Here is a 17111-nt window from a genome sequence, read left to right on the forward strand (position 1 = left end):
TTGCCGGTAGGGGTGGCCGACTTTGCAGCGAGAGTTAACCGAAGGTGAAGCAACCGGACATGAGTCCAGAAGTGTGATGTAAATCACACCCGATCAATGGAACCGTTTCCGAAGATCAAGGAACGGGCCCGGGAACGACAGAAGGCCCGGTCGTAACGACCGGGCCTTCGTCTTAGCTGCGGATCACTTACGCGATCGAGCCGGTCCACAGGTTGGCAGCAGCCTTGTAGACGCCGAAGGTCTCACCGTCGAAGTACGGGGAAACCGAGGTGTCGTAGCGCTTGTTGCCGTCGGTGTCGGAAACACCGATGGTCACGCCGTTCAGGTAGCCGAGGCGACGCGCGCTCTTGTACTGCGTGAGCCACGCGGAACCGAGAGCGCCCTCACCGGTGAAGGACGACTTCACACCGATGATCTCTTCGGCCTTGATGTCGGCGGCCTTGGCGGCGAAGGTCTTGCCGTAGGTCCACTTGAGGGTGTGACCCGAGTAAGCCTGGTTGCCGTCGAGGTGCTTGCCGCTCGGGTAACCGAAGACGTAGACCGCCGAGCCGACCTTCTGGTTGTAGGCGAGGCCCTGGCCGCCGACGTTGTCACCGAGGCGACCGGCGTCGAAGAACTTCCAGACGTACCACTTGCCGTCCTTGAACTTCTTCAGGTACCACGCGTACAGCTTGGCCTGGTCGGAGGAGACTTCGTTCCAGGAGCCGATGTTCTCCTTGGTGACGTCCTTCAGGCCGCCGTGGGGCAGCTTGAGGCCGTTGTACACGGTGACGAACGCGTAGTTGCGGTCGCCGTCCTCGTACACGTCGAAGTCGTAGTGCGTGAAGGCCTGCTTGCCGACGTAGATGCCCCACGGGGTCTTGCCCTGGTAGTAGCCCGGGACGAAGACCCAGTGGTCCAGGGTCGCCTTGTTGGACTCCACGTCGTAGACGCAGTGGCCGGCGGTCGCGACGAGGTTCTTGTACGCGGCCTGGACGGAGGTGGCGGTGCACCAGTGCGACTTCTTGTCGGCGCCGAGGAAGAACACCTTGCCCGTGGTCTTGGGCAGGTTCACGTTCTTCGAGGTGCTGGCGACCTTCTTCTCGTCACCGATCGCGGGGACGATGCCCGGCTTGGTGTCGGCGGTCGGGCCACCGGTCGAGACGTGCTTGCTGACGACCTGGGTCTCGACGTCGTAAGGCGTCGCGCCCTTCAGGTTGGCCATGTTCTCGGCCCACCAGAAAGCGGCGATGTTCTGGGCCGCGACGAGGTTGTTGGCCAGCGGGGTGCTGACAACGTCGCCGGCGGCGGAAGCCGGCTGGGTGACGAGGGCGGAGGCGAGGAGGCCGGCCGCCACGCCACCGAGGGCGAGGGTGCGCTTCATGGGGGAACTCCTTGGGCTGTACGCGGGCCGCATCCTGCGTCCCTTGCGTCAGGAAAGGGGGATGAATGGACCCTACAGCCGATCTTGGATGGGTCTGGAGCGATCTCTGGGGTTCATGGTCACTCTGAGACGCCGTGATCTTTCAGTGATCATGACGACTCGCTGTTGACCACTCTGTCAGGACGCTCTGTGGGCACATCGCCGCAGCTCAGACGCCATCGAAGCGGGCCCCGCACGCCTGGTGGGCGGTCGCATCGATCTTGGAAGATCCTGAGAATGTGATGTGAATCACCTGGGAACGAGGGAACCGATCCGGGACTTAACCGAAACTTCATTCCGGGAACGACAAAAGGCCCGGTCGTAACGACCGGGCCTTCGTCTAGCTGTCGACCACTTACGCGATCGAGCCGCTCCACAGGTTGGCAGCAGCCTTGTAGACGCCGAAGGTCTCACCGTCGAAGTACGGGGAAACCGAGGTGTCGTAGCGCTTGTTGCCGTCGGTGTCGGAGACGCCGATGGTCACGCCGTTCAGGTAGCCCAGACGACGAGCGCTCTTGTACTGCGTGATCCACGCGGAACCGAGCGAGCCCTCACCGGTGAACGACGACTTGACGCCGATGATCTCCTCAGCCTTGATGTCCGAGGCCTTGGCGGCGAACGTCTTGCCGTAGCTCCACTTGAGGGTGTGGCCCGAGTACGCGTGGTTGCCGTCCGGGTGCGACCCGCTCGGGTAACCGAACACGTAGACCGCGGAGCCGACCTTCTGGTTGTACGCGAGGCCCTGGCCGCCGACGTTGTCGCCGAGGCGACCGGCGTCGACGAACTTCCACACGAAGTAGTAGGTCTTACCCTTCCACTCCAGCTTGAAGGTGTCGCCCTTGAAGGTGTCGAAGCCCCAGTACTGCTTGTACACCTCTTCGGTGACCTCGGCCCAACCACCCAGGTCCGCCCAGCCGGAACCGCCGTCGATGCCCTTGGGCACCTTGTAACCGAAGGCGGGGCCGTCGTGCGGAGCCTTGAGGCCGTTGTACACGGTGACGAACGCGTAGTTGCGGTCGCCGTCCTCGTACACGTCGAAGTCGTAGTGCGTGAAGGCCTGCTTGCCGACGTAGATGCCCCACGGGGTCTTGCCCTGGTAGTAACCGGGGACGAAGACCCACTTGTCCAGGGTCGCCTTGTTGTTCACGACGTCGTAGACGCAGTGACCGGCGGTCGCGACAAGGTTCTTGTACGCGGCCTGGACGGAGGTGGCGGTGCACCAGTGCGGCTTGTCGTCGGCGCCGATGAAGAACACCTTGCCCGTGGTCTTGGGCAGGTTGACGTTCTTCGAGGTCGTCGCGACCTTCTTCTCGTCACCGATGGCGGGGACGATGCCGGGCTTCGTGTCGGCGGTGGGACCACCGGTCGAGACGTGCTTCCCGACGACCTGGGTCTCCACGTCGTAGGGGGTCGCGCCCACGAGGTTGGCAGCCTTGTTGGCGGCCCAGTAGGCGACGATGTTCTTGGCCGCGATGCCGGTGGAGGCCAGCGGGGTGCTGACGACGTCACCGGCGGCGGAAGCCGGCTGGGTGACGAGAGCGGAAGCCAGCAGGCCAGCCGCCACGCCACCGAGGGCGAGAGTGCGCTTCATGGGGGAACTCCTTGGTCTGTCGTGAGACGCATCTTGCGTCCCATGCGTCAGGAAAGGGATGAGTGGACCTTACAGCCGCGATCTTTTGTGGCTGAAGCGATCGCTGAGGCTCTTGGGCCACCCCCTGGCGCCGAGATATCTCCGTGATCTTCATGACAACTTGTCGATGTGTTTGTCAATGAGGTTCGGTGGGCAGAAGCGCAGCTCTGATGCCGCGGGGGCGTGTCGGGTGAAATGGCGTAGGGAACCACATGAATCTGAGAAGACCATGTGAATGTGATGTAAATCACACCGGTTCGATGGAACCGATCCGGGTTTGACGGGAACCCTCATCGGAATGTCGGAAACGACAAAAGGCCCGATCGTGACGATCGGGCCTTTCGCGTACAGCTGTCGACCGCTTAGGCGATCGAGCCGCTCCACAGGTTGGCAGCGGCCTTGTAGACGCCGTAGGTCTCGCCGTCGAAGTACGAGGAGACCGAGGTGTCGTAGCGCTTGTTGCCGTCGGTGTCGGAGACGCCGATGGTCACGCCGTTCAGGTAGCCCAGACGACGAGCGCTCTTGTACTGCGAGATCCAGGCGGAGCCCAGCGAGCCCTCACCGGTGAACGAGGACTTCACGCCGATGATCTCTTCGGCCTTGATGTCCGCGGCCTTGGCGGCGAAGGTCTTGCCGTAGCTCCACTTGAGCGTGTGGCCCGAGTAGGCGTGGTTGCCGTCGGGGTGCTTGCCGCTCGGGTAACCGAAGACGTAGACCGACTGGCCGATCTTCTGGTTGTACGCGAGGCCCTGGCCACCGACGTTGTCGCCGAGGCGACCGGCGTCGACGAACTTCCACACGAAGTAGTGCTTCTTGCCACCGCGACCGATGCAGACCACGGCGTCACCCTTGAAGGTGTCCTTGCCCCAGTACTGGTCGTAGACGTCCTTGGTGACCTCGACCCAGCCACCGAGGTCGTTCCAGCCGTCGCCACCGCTCTTGTCGTACCACTTCGGGTACTTCGGGTGGTCACGGTCGGTGTAGGCCGGGCCGTCGTGCGGGGCCTTCAGGCCGTTGTACACGGTGACGAACGCGTAGTTGCGGTCGCCGTCCTCGTACACGTCGAAGTCGTAGTGGGTGAAGGCCTGCTTGCCCACGTAGATGCCCCACGGGGTCTTGCCCTGGTAGTAGCCGGGGATGAAGACCCAGTTGTCCAGCGTCGCCGAGTTGGACTCGACGTCGTAGACGCAGTGACCGGCGGTCGCGACCAGGTTCTTGTAAGCGGCCTGGATCGAGGTGGCGGTGCACCAGTGCGGCTTGTCGTCGGAACCGAGGAAGAACACCTTGCCCGTGGTCTTGGGCAGGTTGACGTTCTTCGAGGTGCTGGCGACCTTCTTCTCGTCACCGATGGCGGGGACGACACCCGGCTTGGTGTCGGCCGTCGGGCCACCCTTGGAGACGTGCTTGCTGACGACCTGGGTCTCCACGTCGTAGGGGGTCGCGCCCACGAGGTTGGCCTGGTTGTAGGCCGTCCAGTAGGCGACGATGTTCTGCGCCGCGATGCCGGTGGAGGCCAGCGGGGTGCTGACGACGTCACCGGCGGCGGAAGCCGGCTGGGTGACGAGGGCGGAGGCCAGCAGGCCCGCCGCCACGCCACCGAGGGCGAGGGTGCGCTTCATGGGGGAACTCCTTGGTCTGTACGTGGGCCGCAGCTGCGTCCCATGCGTCAGGAAAGGGATGAGGTGGACCATACAGCCGTGGTCTTTGTGGCTGTAGGGATCTCTGAGCTCCAGATATGACCCTGAGTGATGGAGATATCACTGTTATGTGAATGACCTTGTGTTGACAGGTTTGTCAATGAGGTCGAGGGGGTGGAGGCGCAGCTCCGGGCCGTCGGCGGGTGAAGGTGGGGGCGCGCAGAAAACCACACGTTCCTGAGAAGATCATGGGAGTGTGACCTAAATCACAGGAATTCGGGGGAACTGGGCGTAAACAGCAAAAGGCCCGGCCGTGACGGCCGGGCCTTCGCAGGGAAACGGGCTACGCGATCGAGCCGCTCCACAGGTTCGCGGCGGCCTTGTAGACGCCGTAGGTCTCGCCGTCGAAGTAGGCCGAGACCGAGGTGTCGATGCGCTTGTTACCGTCGGTGTCAGAAACGCCGCTCGTGAGACCGTTGAGGTAGCCGAGACGGCGGGTGCTCTTGTACTGGCTCAGCCAGGCCGAGCCCAGCGCGCCCTGACCGGTGAACGACGACTTGACGCCGACCAGCTCCTCGGCCTTCACGGCCGACGCCTTCGCCTTGAACGTCTTGCCGTAGCTCCACTTGAGCGTGTGGCCGGTGTAGGCGTGGTTGCCGTCGGGGTGCGAGCCGCTCGGGTAGCCGAATACGTAGACGTTCTGGCCGACCTTCTGGTTGTAGGCCAGACCCTGGCCGCCGACGTTGTCGCCGAGACGGCCGGCGTCGGTGAAGCGGATCACGTAGTACTTGCCCTTGACCGCCCCGGGGGAGCGGATCTCCTTGCTGTAGGTCTCCCACTCGGCCTTGGAGACTTCCTTGGTGTTCTCGGTCCGCATCCACCTGGCGAACTCGGAGCCCTTGGCGGGCAGGCCCGACGACGGCGCCTTGAGGCCGTTGTAGACGGTGACGAAGGCGTAGTTGCGGTCGCCGTCCTCGTACACGTCGAAGTCGTAGTGCGTGTAGGCGGTCTTGCCGACGTAGATGCCCCAGGGGGTCTTGCCCTGGTAGTAGCCGGGGACGAAAGCCCAATAGTCGAGGGTGGCCTTGTTGGTCACCGTGTCGTAGACGCAGCTGCCGGCGGTGGCGACCAGGTTCTTGTACTTCGACTGCAGCGAGGTGGCGGTGCACCAGTGCGGCCTGCCGTCGCCGCCGCGGAAGAAGACCTTGCCGGTGGTGCGGGGCAGGTTGACGTTCTTCGACGAGCCGGTGGCCTTCTTCTCGTCGCCGATGGCCGGGACCGTTCCAGCCTTCCCGTCGGCGGCCGGACCGCCGGTGGAGACGTGCTTGCTGACCTTGAAGGTCGTTTCGGCGTTGTAGGGCGTCGAGCCGACGAGGTTGGCGTACTTGTTGGCGAACCAGTAGGCCACGACGTTCTTGGCCGCGAGGGAGGTCTTGGCCAGCGGGTCGCTCGCCACGTCGCCCGCCGCGGAGGCGGGCTGGGTGACGAGGGCGGAGGCCAGCAGGCCGGCCGCCACACCGGAGAGGGCGAGGGTGCGCTTCAAGGGTGCTCCATGTCTTGGTAAAGGGACGGTCAGGAACATATGCGGGATGTTCCGCATGTCCAAAGCGGCCTCACCGGGCCATTGGGGCTCTTGTGCGTGCATCGTCGCAGGTGGGCACTTGACTGACGGCTGTGAAATCTAGATCACGATGTGACTCAAATCACAAAAATCGATGGCACCGAAATCCCGTCATGTACGTCTAATTCGTCTTGGCATGAAAAACGGGCCCGGCCGTGGCGGCCGGGCCCGTTTCGGTGCTGACTAGGCGATCGAACCCGACCAGAGGTTCGCCGCGTGCTTGTAGATGCCGTAGGTCTCGCCGTCGAAGTAGGGCGAGAGGCTGACGTCGATGCGGTCGTTGCCGTCGGTGTCGGACACGGCGGCGGTGACGCCGTTCAGGTAACCCTTGCGGCTGGTGTTGCTGTACTTGTACATCCATGCCGAGCCCGAGGAGCCCTCACCGGTGAAGCTGCACTTGACGCCGATCAGCTCCTCCGCCTTGATGGCCGACGCGGAGGCCGGGAACGTGGTGCCGTAGCACCACTTCTGGGTCTGACCGGTGTAGGCGTGGTTGCCGTCCGGGTGGGCGCCGCTCGGGTAGCCGAAGACGTAGTCCTTGACGTTCTTCTTCTGGTTGTACGCGAAGCCCTGGCCGCCCACGTTGTCGCCCAGGCGGCCGGCGTCGACGAACTTCCAGATGTAGTACTTCGAGCCGACCTTCTTCGTGTACTTGTCGACGAGCCACGGGTAGGTGCCGTAGGAGCGGTACTTGTCCCAGTCGCTCTTGGAGACCTTCTTCCAGTCGCCGTCGAGCGGGCCGCCGTCGTGGGGGGCCTTCAGGCCGTTGTAGACGGTGACGAAGGCGTAGTCGCGGTCGAAGTCCTCGTAGACGTCGAAGTCGTAGTGGGTGAAGGCCTGCTTGCCGACGTACACGCCATAAGGGGTCTTGCCCTGGTAGTAGGCCGGGACGAACACCCAGTACTTCATCGTGGCGGCGTTCGACTCGGTGTCGTAGACGCAGTGGCCGGCGGTGGCGACCAGGTTGCGGTACTTCGACTGCAGCGAGGTGGCGGTGCACCAGCGGGGGTTCTTGTCGGCGTCCAGGAAGAAGACCTTGCCGGTGGTGCGGGGCAGGTTGACGTTCTTCGACGTGGTGGAACCGGCGCCGCCGATCGGGGCGACCAGGCCGGGCTTGCCGTCGGCCGACGGACCGCCCTTGGACAGGTGCTTGGCGACGACCTTCGTCTCGACGTCGTAGGGGGTGGCGGCGTTCAGGTTGGCCTTCTCCTGGCCCCACCAGAAGGCGACGATGTTCCAGGCGGCGATGCCGCTGCCGGCCAGCGGGTCGGACGCCTCATCGGGGGCGGCGCTGGCCGCGGACGGGACGGCCAGGCCCGCACCGAGGAGACCGGCGGTCGCGCCGAGGAGGGCGAGGTGCTTCGCGCGGGATCGCATCAGAGATGCTCCTTCATGACAGAGGGTGTGCTGTGATGAAGGTAAATTCCGGCACTTTATCTCTACTTTATTCGCGCTTGCAGGGCGCTTATCTAGCCCGTCGCCTGCTTCGCGGCCTGCTGGTAGACCCGGGCGGTCACCGCGTTGAAATAGGGCGAGGACGCCGCGTCGAGCTTGCCGTCGGCGTCGATGTTCCACGTGAGGCTGGTGACCCCGTTGAGGAACCCGGTCTTCCGCACCGGGTTCCAGCCCAGCACCCACGGGCCGCCGCTCGCGCCCGCCGTGAACTTGCACGGGTTCAGCAGCACCCCGTTCTCCAGGAGATAGGTGGGGGCCGCGGCGACGGTGGCGGTGGTCGTACCGGAACAGGACTGGACGGTCTGGCCGTTGAAGGGGCGGGTGCCGTCGGGGTGGGCGCCGGCCGGATAACCGAACACCGTCACCGGTCGCGCGCGGCCCTTCGTCGAGGAGAACTGGAGCGCGCCGACCCTGTCTTCGAGCCGCCCGCCCTGCACCCGCTGGGTGCCCTTCCAGGTGAAGCCCCGGTAGACGGTGACGAACGCGTAGTCACGGTCGTAGTCGCCGGCGCCCGAGAAGTCTTCGTGCAGATAAAGGGTGTGGCCGACGTAGATGCCGTCGTCGGTGGAGCCGTTGGCGTAGGACGGGATGAAGATCCAGTTCTCGACCGGCTTGTTCTGGCCCAGTGACCAGCCGCAGTGCCCGGCCGTGGCGACCAGGTTGCGGTTCTTGGAGTGGACGACCGAGCCGGAACACCAGTATTCCTTCTCGCCCAGCTTGAAGAAGACCTTCCCGACCATCGGCTGGGGTGAGGCGGCCGCCGCCTGCATGGGGGCGCCGAGCAGCGCGGTGTCCTCGGAGAGCTCGGCCATCGAGGGGGCCTGCTTGGCACCCGTCGCCGACGGCTTGGACGCCGGGACGTAGGTGCTGGCCTCCTTCAGCCGTGCGGGCGTCCAGTAGGCGGCCACCCTCTGCATGTCGGAGGTGATCGCCGCGAGGGGGTAGCCCATCACGCCCTTGCCGAAGTGCTTCTCCGGCGGCGGCGCGGCCTCCTGGGCGGAGACCTCCATCAGCGGGGCCGTGCGCGGCGCGGCGGTGGCGGCCGGGGCGATCGCCGGGTTCCAGGCCGAGAGCAGACCTGCGGCACCCAGCGCGACGGCGACGCCGCCCGCGGCAAGGGTGATCCGCCTGGTCATGAGGGCCTCTCGGGGGTCTCGGGACGGAGGTATCGATCGTAAGGCGTGATTTTTCCAGATCATCGGTGATCAGGCACAGCTTCTTGGCTGTCTCGTTATGAATTCGAGGGAACCGAACGCGTCTCCGTGGCGTCCCAGTACATCGGGCCGAAGCTACGGCAGACGTAAAAAAGACACCCGGGAGACGAGGATCGTCTCCCGGGTGCCCGTGTTCTCAGGGGGTTACGCGGTCCAGCGGTTGGCGGCGACCTTGTAGACGTCGTAGGTCTCGCTGTTGAAGTACGGCGAGGAGAGACGGTCGTAGCGGTCGTTGCCGTCGGTGTCCCAGGCGATGCTGTTGACGCCGTAGAGGTAACCGGTGCGGGTCTTGCTCTTGTAGTTCCACAGCAGCGGGCCGCCGCTGGCGCCGGCGGTCATGCCGCACTTGATGCCGACGTGCTCCTGGACGTTGAACTTCGGCGCGGCCGGCATGGAGGCGGTCTGGCCGTAGCACCACTTCATCGTCTTGCCGGTGAACGGACGGTCGCCGTCCGGGTGGGGGCCGGCCGGGTAGCCGAAGGAGAAGACGTTGGTCTTGGTGCTGCGGTTCCAGGTGAAGCCCTGGCCGCCGACGTTGTCACCGAGACGGCCGACGGCCTTCTTCACGAGCTTGTACTTGCCGTCCACCTTCTCCCAGCTGGCCTTGTAGCCGGAGGCGACGTTGACGAACGCGTAGTCGTAGTCGAAGTCCTCCTTGACCACGAAGTCGTCGTGCGCCTGGTACCAGGTGGCGGGGTAGATGCCGTAGGGCGCCTTGCCGTCCCACGCCTGCGTGCCGTCCCAGTACGACGGGATGAACACCCAGTTGTCGTAGAAGCGGTTGCTGGCCGGGTCGTACACACAGTGCCCGGCGGTGGCCACGACGTTGCGGAACTTGCCCTGGATCGACGTGCCGGAGCAGTACTTCCAGTTCTTCGGGTCGAGCGGGTTCTTGCCGGGCAGCGTGAAGAAGACGCGGCCGACGGTGTTGGGCAGGTTGACCTGCTTGGTGGCCGGGGTGGCCTTCTTCTCGCCGCCGATCGGCGGGACGACGCCGGCCTTGCCGTCGGGCTCGGCGTTGCTCGGGCGACCCGAGCCGATGACCGCGTTGCCCAGCTCTTCGGTGCGGTCCTTCGCGGCGCGGAGCCGGTCGGGGGTCCAGAAGTTCGCCGCGGCGGCGGCCGTGGTGGGGGCCGCCTTCTGGGTCACGTCACTGGGTGCCGTGGCCGTGGCGGACGAGGCCGTGCCCACCACGCCGAACGCGATCATCGCGCCGGCGAGGGGGATGGAGAGACGACGTGCTCGGGAGATCATCGAAGTCCTTTCCCATGGGACGAATTGAGGGTGCGTCCCAAATACGTGGAAACAGCTCCGAACGTTAATGACGTGATCACGGTCAACGCCGCAGATATAACGAGAGGGCGGGGTCAATTGGCCTTTCTGTTATTCATGCGCCGCCGTTATGAATGGCATTTCCGCAGGTGATCCCTGGTTTGCCGAATCGGTTTACGTCTTATTCGTGGCGGGTTTCGATCCCTTTCGTCACTCTCGTAACAGGGATAGAGTAATGTTCTGGACATGATCGCAGTCACGGCGGCGCACGCCGATCCGAACGATCCGCTGAAGGGTCTGACCGTGGGTGAGCGGCCCGAGCCCGCCGTCCCCGAGGGCTGGACCACGGTGACGGTCCGGGCCACCGCGCTCAACCACCACGACCTGTTCACCCTCCGGGGCATCGGCATCAGCCCCGACCGGCTGCCGATGACACTCGGCTGCGACGCCGCGGGCGTCGACGAGGCGGGCAACGAGGTCATCGTCCACGCCGTGATCGGCGAGCCGGTGAACGGCGACGAGACCCTCGACCCCAAACGGACGCTGCTGTCGGAACTCCACCAGGGGACCTTCGCCGAGAAGGTCGTGGTGCCCCGCCGCAACCTGGTGCCCAAACCGGCCGCGCTGAGCTTCGAGCACGCCGCCTGCCTGCCGACGGCATGGCTGACCGCCTACCGGATGCTCTTCGAGAAGTCGGGCCTGGAGCCGGGGGCGACCGTGCTCGTCCAGGGCGCCGGGGGCGGGGTCGCGACCGCGCTGATCGCGCTCGGCCGGGCCGCCGGATTCCGCGTGTGGGTGACCAGCCGGTCGGAGGAGAAGCGGGCCAAGGCCCTGGAGCTCGGCGCCGACCGCGCCTTCGCCACCGGCGAGCGGCTGCCCGCGCGGGTCGACGCCGTGATGGAGAGCGTCGGCCAGGCGACCTGGGACCACTCGATCGCCTCGCTGCGGCCCGGCGGGCGGGTCGTGATCTGCGGCGCGACCAGCGGAATGGTCGCGCCCACCAACCTGGCCCAGGTCTTCTTCCTGCAGAAGCAGATCGTCGGCTCGACCATGGGCACACGTGACCAGCTCGAACGGCTGGCGATCTTCCTGGAGCAGACGGGGGTCAGGCCTCTGGTCGACCGGGTGCTCCCGCTGGCCGAGGCCCGCGAGGGCGTCGAGGCGATGGAGAAGGGCGACCTGTTCGGGAAGGTCGTCTTCACCCTCTAGGACGAGTGGAAGAGCGGCCCGGCCGCCATGACTGTGGCCGGGCCGCCCGCTTCGGGTTCTTCCCGGCCGGGCGGACCATGCCCGGCGGGAAGGGCTCAGTCGTGGTCGAGGATCGACTTCAGGCGGGCGGCCGACTCGTTGAGGACCGCTTTGCAGGCCGCCAGGTCGGCGTCGCTCATGCGGGTCTCTGCGGCCTCCGAGCGGATCTCCGAGACGAAGTCGGCCAGGAACCGCCCCAGTTCGGCGTCGTTGGCCGTCGCCCTCGCGTCGTCGACCGAGCCGTTGCCGGGCATCGGGAAGCCCGTCATGGCCCAGGTGTCGGTCCAGATGCGCTGCCACTCGACCTTCCAGCGGTCGGACTCGGCCTTCCACTGCTGCTTCTGGCGGGACCACTCCTCCTTCTGGCGCTCGCGCTGGCGCTTCCACTCGTCCTTCGGCGAGCCGGTGGTGGTCTCCTGGTTGATGGTGCGGGCCATCGTGGTCAGCTCGTGGCGCAGGGAACGGACCGTCTGGCGGACGTCTTCCTTCACCTCGCGGGCGATGTCCTGGACCGAGGCGGTGATCTCGCGTTCGAGGTCGGCCAGTTCGTCGAGGCGGGCGTTGAGCTCGGCGCGGCCCTTGTCGGTCAGGGTGAAGACCTTCTTGCCGTCGACGACCTCGTGGGTGACCAGGCCCTCTTCCTCGAGCCGGGCCAGGCGTGGGTAGATCGTGCCGGGCGAGGGGGAGTAGACGCCGAGGAACCGATCTTGCAGCAGGCGGATGACCTCGTAGCCGTGGCGCGGGCTCTCCTCCAGCAGCTTGAGCAGGTAGAGCCGGAGCCTGCCGTGGCCGAAGACGGGACTCATTCTGTTTCCTTACTGAGCAGGGTCACGCCGCCCGAGACCGTGGTCGCGTTGAGCGAGGCCATGCCACCGCCGAGGCGCCCGGTGAGAGTGCGGGAGCCGGGGTGACCGTTGTAGGTGAGGCCGGGGAAGGCGGACTCCAGAGTGCCCGACATCGAACGGAAGGTCACGTCGCCGTCGGTGCCGCTCGGGAGCCGCAGCCAGATCGAGCCCGAGACCGTGTTGAGGGTCACGTGGCCGGTCGGGCCGAGGGTCAGGTCGGCGGTGATGTCGCCGTTCACGGTGTGGCCGCGCAGGCGCCGGGGCGTGCCGTCGGCGACGGTCAGCTCACCCGAGACGCTGGTGAACGACAGGTCGCCGGCCAGCGCCCGGCTCTCCACCGAACCCGACACCGTTTCCGCGTGGACGTCGCCGCTCACCCCGTCGAGCACGATGTCGCCCGACACCCCGCGCACGCGGGTGCGCCCCTCGAAGCCGGCGACGACCGCCCCCGCGGAGATCACCCCCGCCTCGACCCGGCAGGTCTTCGGCACGGTCAGCGTGATCACGCACCGGCGCCCGCCCCCCGGACGCAGCCAGCCGAGCACGCCCTCCCAGCTCAGGTCGCCGTAGGTGACCGTGAGATGGCCGTCGTCGTGCTCGACGTGGAGCGGGTCGGTGCCGATCTCGCTGATCTCCAGGCTCGGCGGGCCGTCACTGGCCAGCACGGCGAGGTGGCCCGCCACGATGCGCACGCTCAGGCGGTCGACGGGGTCGAACGTGAGCTGGTCGGGTTGGTCGATCGTCCATTTCGGCATGACGCCGCCCTTTCCGCGAAGTGCCTAAAGACACGATATGTCGCGTTGGCGGAAAGTCAAGATGTATCGCGTTGGGACGGTCAGTCCTCGTCGTCGTCCAGGCGGGCCAGCCAGGTGGCCAGGCGCTCGATCGGGGTCTCGAAGTCGGGGTTGAGGTCGACGAACTCGCGGAGGCGTTCGGCCAGCCAGACGATCTGGACCTCTTCCTCGCCCCGGCGCTCGACGAGTTCCTCGATGCCCCTGTCGGTGAAGTACATGCGTGAAGCTCCTGGAAACGACGAGAGGCCCCCCGTCACGGAGGGCCTCCCGGACTGTTGCGATCTTTAGCCGAAGATCTCGGTGATGATGGCGTGCAGCTCGTTGTCGTGGGCGCTGTGGGAGCCCGCCGCCGGCGAGGAGTTCGCCGCCCGCGAGACCCGGCGCAGACGCCGGCCGTTGATGCCCTCGGGCCGCTCGGTCAGCTTCAGCGCGAGGAACGGCCACGGGCCCATGTTGACCGGCTCGTCTTGAGCCCAGATGAGCTCGACGTCGTCGGCGTAGCGGGCCAGCTCGGCCTTCAGCGGCTGCTCGGGGAACGGGAAGAGCCGCTCCATCCGGACGACCGCCGTGTCGGTGTGGCCACCCTTGTCGCGTGCGGCGGCGAGATCGTAGTAGATCTTGCCGGAGCACAGGACGACCTTCCGCACGCCCGCCGGGTCGACCGTCGTGTCACCGAGCACCGGCTGGAAGGTGCCGGAGGTGAAGTCGGCGGTCGCCGACGCCGCCGCCTTGTGGCGCAGCAGCGACTTGGGCGTGAAGACGACCAGCGGCTTGCGCCGGTCGGACAGGGCCTGCCAGCGCAGCAGGTGGAAGTAGTTCGCCGGGGTCGTCGGCTGGGCCACGGTCATGTTGTCGAGCGCGCAGATCTGCAGGAAGCGCTCGATGCGGGCCGAGGAGTGGTCGGGACCCTGGCCCTCGTAGCCGTGCGGCAGCAGCAGCACGACCGACGACCGCTGGCCCCACTTCTGCTCACCGGACGAGATGAACTCGTCGATGATCGACTGGGCGCCGTTGACGAAGTCGCCGAACTGGGCCTCCCAGAGGACCAGCGCCTCGGGCCGGACCACGCTGTAGCCGTATTCGAAGCCCAGCGCCGCGAACTCGCTCAGCAGCGAGTCGTAGACGTAGAACTTCGTGACGCCCTCGTTGAACGTCTTCAGCGGGGTGTGGTCTTCGCCGGTGACCCGGTCGACCAGCACCGCGTGGCGCTGACCGAAGGTGCCACGCCGCGAGTCCTGGCCCGCCAGGCGGACGGGGTGACCGTCGAGCAGGAGCGAACCGAACGCCAGCGTCTCGCCGGTCGCCCAGTCGATCGCGTCTTCCTCGACCATCGCGCCGCGCCGCTGGAGCACCGGGTTGAGCCTCGGGTGGACGGTGAAGCCCTCGGGCAGCGTGAGCTGGGTGTCGATGACGCGCTTGACGGTCTCGTCGGAGATGGCCGTCTTGGTGTCGTCGTGGCTCCACTCGATCAGTTCGTCGGTGGGCGGCTTGACGACCGCGCCCTCTTCCAGCGGCTTCTTGGCGGCCTCGCGGGTCTCGGTGAAGGCCCGCTCGAGCTGCTCCTGGTAGTCGCGCAGCGCCCGCTCGGCCTCTTCGACCGTGATGTCGCCGCGGCCGATCAGGGCCTCGGTGTAGAGCTTGCGGGTGGACCGCTTGGCGTCGATCAGGTCGTACATGAGCGGCTGGGTGAAGCTGGGGTTGTCGGCCTCGTTGTGGCCCCGGCGCCGGTAGCAGATCATGTCGATCACGACGTCCTTGCGGAACGCCTGGCGGTATTCGTAGGCCAGCCGGCCCACGCGCACGACCGCCTCGGGGTCGTCGCCGTTCACGTGGAAGATCGGCGCCTGGATCATCCGCGCGACGTCGGTGGCGTAGACCGACGAACGCGAGGCCTCCGGGCTGGTGGTGAAGCCGACCTGGTTGTTGACCACGATGTGGACGGTGCCGCCGGTGCGGTAGCCGCGCAGCTGCGACAGGTGCAGCGTCTCGGCCACCACGCCCTGGCCCGCGAAGGCCGCGTCGCCGTGGATCAGCACCGGCAGGACGGTGAACCCCTCGGGGCCCATCTCCAGCAGGTCCTGCTTGGCCCGCACGACGCCTTCGAGGACGGGGTCGACCGCCTCGAGGTGGGACGGGTTGGCGACGACCGACGCCTTGATGCGCCTGCCGGACGGCGACAGGAAGTCGCCGTTGGCGCCCAGGTGGTATTTCACGTCGCCCGAGCCGTGGGCGCTGCGCGGGTCGAGGTTGCCCTCGAACTCGCCGAACACCTGGGCGTAGGACTTGCCGACGATGTTGGCCAGCACGTTGAGACGGCCGCGGTGGGCCATGCCGATGACGACCTCGTCGAGCTGCTCGTCGGCCGCCGCGGCGATCACCGAGTCGAGCAGCGGGATCAGCGACTCGCCGCCCTCCAGCGAGAACCGCTTCTGCCCGACGAACTTGGTCTGCAGGAAGGTCTCGAACGCCTCGGCGGTGTTGAGCCGCGCCAGGACGTGGAGCTGCTCGTCGCGGTCGGGCTTGGCGTGGGGCTTCTCGACCCGCGCCTGGATCCAGGCCCGCTCTTCGGGGTTCTGGATGTGCATGTACTCGATGCCGACGGTGCGGCAGTAGGAGTCGCGCAGCACACCGAGGACCTCGCGCAGCGTCATCAGCGCCCGGCCGCCGAAACCACCGGTCGGGAACTCGCGCTCCAGGTCCCACAGGGTGAGGCCGTGCTTGGTGATGTCGAGGTCGGGGTGCTTGCGCTGACGGTATTCCAGCGGGTCGGTGTCGGCCATGAGGTGGCCGCGCACGCGGTAGGCGTGGATCAGCTCGATGACCCTGGCCGACTTCGCGACGTCGTTGTCGTGGGAGGCCGAGACGTCGACGGTCCAGCGGACCGGCTCGTAGGGGATCCGCAGCGACTCGAAGATGTCGTCGTAGAAGTTGTCGGCGCCCAGCAGCAGCTGGTGGATGCGCCGCAGGAAGTCACCCGACTGCGCACCCTGGATGATGCGGTGGTCGTAGGTGCTGGTGATCGTCATGACCTTGCTGATGGCCAGCCGGGACAGGGTCTCCGCGGAGGCGCCCTGGTATTCGGCCGGGTATTCCATCGCGCCGACACCGATGATCGTGCCCTGACCGGGCATCAGGCGCGGGACCGAGTGGACCGTGCCGATGGTGCCGGGGTTGGTCAGCGAGATCGTGGTGCCCTGGAAGTCGTCGACGCCGAGCTTGCCGGCGCGCGCCTTGCGGACGATCTCCTCGTAGGCCGTCCAGAACCGCTGGAAGTCCATCGACTCGGCGCCCTTGATCGACGGCACGAGCAGTTGGCGCGTTCCGTCGCTCTTCTGGACGTCGATCGCCAGACCCATGCCGACGTGTTCGGGCCGGATCAGCGTCGGCTTGCCGTCGACCTCGCCGTAGGCGTGGTTCATCTCGGGCATGGCCTCGAGGGCCCGCACGATGGCGTAGCCGATCAGGTGGGTGAAGGAGATCTTGCCACCACGCCCGCGGGACAGGTGGTTGTTGATCACGATCCGGTTGTCGATCAGCAGCTTGGCCGGAACGGCCCGCACGCTGGTCGCGGTCGGGACCGCCAGCGACGCCTCCATGTTGAGGGCGGTGCGGGCGGCGGCGCCGCGCAGCTTCTCCTCGACCGCGCCGGCGGGCGCCTTGGGCGCCTCGGCCTTCGCGGCGGGCTTGGCGGCGGGAGCCGCGGTGGCCTTCTTCTCAGGCGCGGGGGCCTTCGGCGGCTGCGGAGGGGCGGCCGGTGCTGCGGGTGCGGGAGCGGCGGCCTGCGTCGCGTCGCCCGGCGGGGCGACCTTGCCCTGCCCGTTGTAATCAGCGAAGAAGTGCCACCAGGCCTTGTCTACCGACTCGGGATCCTGAAGGTACTTTTGGTACAGCTCGTCGACAAGCCACTCGTTTTGCCCAAAGCTTGCCAGCGGGTTTGTCCGCGACGACTCAGACGACACGGCGGAAATCGCCCTCTTCCGCAGATCGGCGGTG

General features: G+C 66.6%; 12 protein-coding genes. 1 reads left to right on the forward strand and 11 read right to left on the reverse strand.

Translation table 11 applies throughout. The features are described 5' to 3' along the window. Window positions 1-187 precede the first annotated feature (187 nt). The 7 genes from ACYQ78_RS25440 to ACYQ78_RS25470 all read right to left on the reverse strand — a co-directional run bounded on the left by ACYQ78_RS25440 (window position 188) and on the right by ACYQ78_RS25470 (window position 10213). Entirely contained in the window at window positions 188-1363 is a 1176-nt protein-coding gene (locus ACYQ78_RS25440; protein WP_459803424.1) for a trypsin-like serine peptidase, read from the reverse strand. 394 nt (window positions 1364-1757) lie between these two features. After that, a complete protein-coding gene (locus ACYQ78_RS25445; RefSeq protein WP_459803425.1) occupies window positions 1758-2993 on the reverse strand; it encodes a trypsin-like serine peptidase in 1236 nt (411 codons plus the stop codon). A gap of 401 nt (window positions 2994-3394) precedes the next feature. After that, the gene (locus tag ACYQ78_RS25450) at window positions 3395-4651 is read right to left on the reverse strand and encodes a trypsin-like serine peptidase (protein ID WP_459803426.1); all 1257 of its coding nucleotides are present in this window, start codon (window positions 4649-4651) and stop codon (window positions 3395-3397) included. A 361-nt stretch (window positions 4652-5012) separates the two neighbouring features. Beyond that, window positions 5013-6212: a trypsin-like serine peptidase gene (locus ACYQ78_RS25455; RefSeq protein ID WP_459803427.1), complete on the reverse strand. Its 1200-nt coding sequence runs from the start codon at window positions 6210-6212 to the stop codon at window positions 5013-5015. A gap of 261 nt (window positions 6213-6473) precedes the next feature. Further along, the gene (locus ACYQ78_RS25460; protein WP_459803428.1) at window positions 6474-7667 is read right to left on the reverse strand and encodes a trypsin-like serine peptidase; all 1194 of its coding nucleotides are present in this window, start codon (window positions 7665-7667) and stop codon (window positions 6474-6476) included. 92 nt (window positions 7668-7759) lie between these two features. Continuing rightward, entirely contained in the window at window positions 7760-8881 is a 1122-nt protein-coding gene (locus ACYQ78_RS25465) for a trypsin-like serine peptidase (protein WP_459803429.1), read from the reverse strand. Window positions 8882-9103: 222 nt separating this feature from the next. After that, on the reverse strand, window positions 9104-10213 hold the full coding sequence (locus ACYQ78_RS25470) for a trypsin-like serine peptidase (RefSeq protein ID WP_459803430.1): 1110 nt from the start codon (window positions 10211-10213) through the stop codon (window positions 9104-9106). Window positions 10214-10477: 264 nt separating this feature from the next. Between ACYQ78_RS25470 and ACYQ78_RS25475 the strand changes: the two genes are divergently transcribed. Next, the gene (locus tag ACYQ78_RS25475) at window positions 10478-11440 is read left to right on the forward strand and encodes a zinc-binding dehydrogenase (protein ID WP_459803431.1); all 963 of its coding nucleotides are present in this window, start codon (window positions 10478-10480) and stop codon (window positions 11438-11440) included. A gap of 95 nt (window positions 11441-11535) precedes the next feature. On the opposite strand, the gene ACYQ78_RS25480 is transcribed toward ACYQ78_RS25475, so the two are convergent. From ACYQ78_RS25480 to ACYQ78_RS25495, 4 genes are all read right to left on the reverse strand, one after another. After that, window positions 11536-12285 (reverse strand): PadR family transcriptional regulator, encoded by a 750-nt coding sequence (locus ACYQ78_RS25480; RefSeq protein ID WP_459803432.1) that lies wholly within the window; start codon window positions 12283-12285, stop codon window positions 11536-11538. Further along, window positions 12282-13079, reverse strand: a complete 798-nt coding sequence (locus ACYQ78_RS25485) for a DUF4097 family beta strand repeat-containing protein (protein WP_459803433.1) — start codon at window positions 13077-13079, stop codon at window positions 12282-12284. The genes ACYQ78_RS25480 and ACYQ78_RS25485 overlap by 4 nt, the downstream gene beginning before the upstream one ends. 80 nt (window positions 13080-13159) lie before the next feature. Then, window positions 13160-13336, reverse strand: a complete 177-nt coding sequence (locus ACYQ78_RS25490) for a DUF6104 family protein (RefSeq protein ID WP_169807516.1) — start codon at window positions 13334-13336, stop codon at window positions 13160-13162. Between the two features lie 66 nt (window positions 13337-13402). Then, window positions 13403-17077 (reverse strand): multifunctional oxoglutarate decarboxylase/oxoglutarate dehydrogenase thiamine pyrophosphate-binding subunit/dihydrolipoyllysine-residue succinyltransferase subunit, encoded by a 3675-nt coding sequence (locus ACYQ78_RS25495; RefSeq protein ID WP_459803792.1) that lies wholly within the window; start codon window positions 17075-17077, stop codon window positions 13403-13405. Window positions 17078-17111: the final 34 nt, after the last annotated feature.

This window comes from Herbidospora sp. RD11066 (genome assembly GCF_054661255.1).

Bases quoted from the DNA above. Each gene is read 5' to 3' on its own strand.
- ACYQ78_RS25460 (WP_459803428.1), bottom strand. From the start codon at position 7,667: ATGCGATCCCGCGCGAAGCACCTCGCCCTCCTCGGCGCGACCGCCGGT.
- ACYQ78_RS25490 (WP_169807516.1), bottom strand. From the start codon at position 13,336: ATGTACTTCACCGACAGGGGCATCGAGGAACTCGTCGAGCGCCGGGGC.
- ACYQ78_RS25445 (WP_459803425.1), bottom strand. From the start codon at position 2,993: ATGAAGCGCACTCTCGCCCTCGGTGGCGTGGCGGCTGGCCTGCTGGCT.
- ACYQ78_RS25485 (WP_459803433.1), bottom strand. From the start codon at position 13,079: ATGCCGAAATGGACGATCGACCAACCCGACCAGCTCACGTTCGACCCC.
- ACYQ78_RS25475 (WP_459803431.1), top strand. From the start codon at position 10,478: ATGATCGCAGTCACGGCGGCGCACGCCGATCCGAACGATCCGCTGAAG.
- ACYQ78_RS25470 (WP_459803430.1), bottom strand. From the start codon at position 10,213: ATGATCTCCCGAGCACGTCGTCTCTCCATCCCCCTCGCCGGCGCGATG.
- ACYQ78_RS25450 (WP_459803426.1), bottom strand. From the start codon at position 4,651: ATGAAGCGCACCCTCGCCCTCGGTGGCGTGGCGGCGGGCCTGCTGGCC.
- ACYQ78_RS25465 (WP_459803429.1), bottom strand. From the start codon at position 8,881: ATGACCAGGCGGATCACCCTTGCCGCGGGCGGCGTCGCCGTCGCGCTG.
- ACYQ78_RS25480 (WP_459803432.1), bottom strand. From the start codon at position 12,285: ATGAGTCCCGTCTTCGGCCACGGCAGGCTCCGGCTCTACCTGCTCAAG.
- ACYQ78_RS25440 (WP_459803424.1), bottom strand. From the start codon at position 1,363: ATGAAGCGCACCCTCGCCCTCGGTGGCGTGGCGGCCGGCCTCCTCGCC.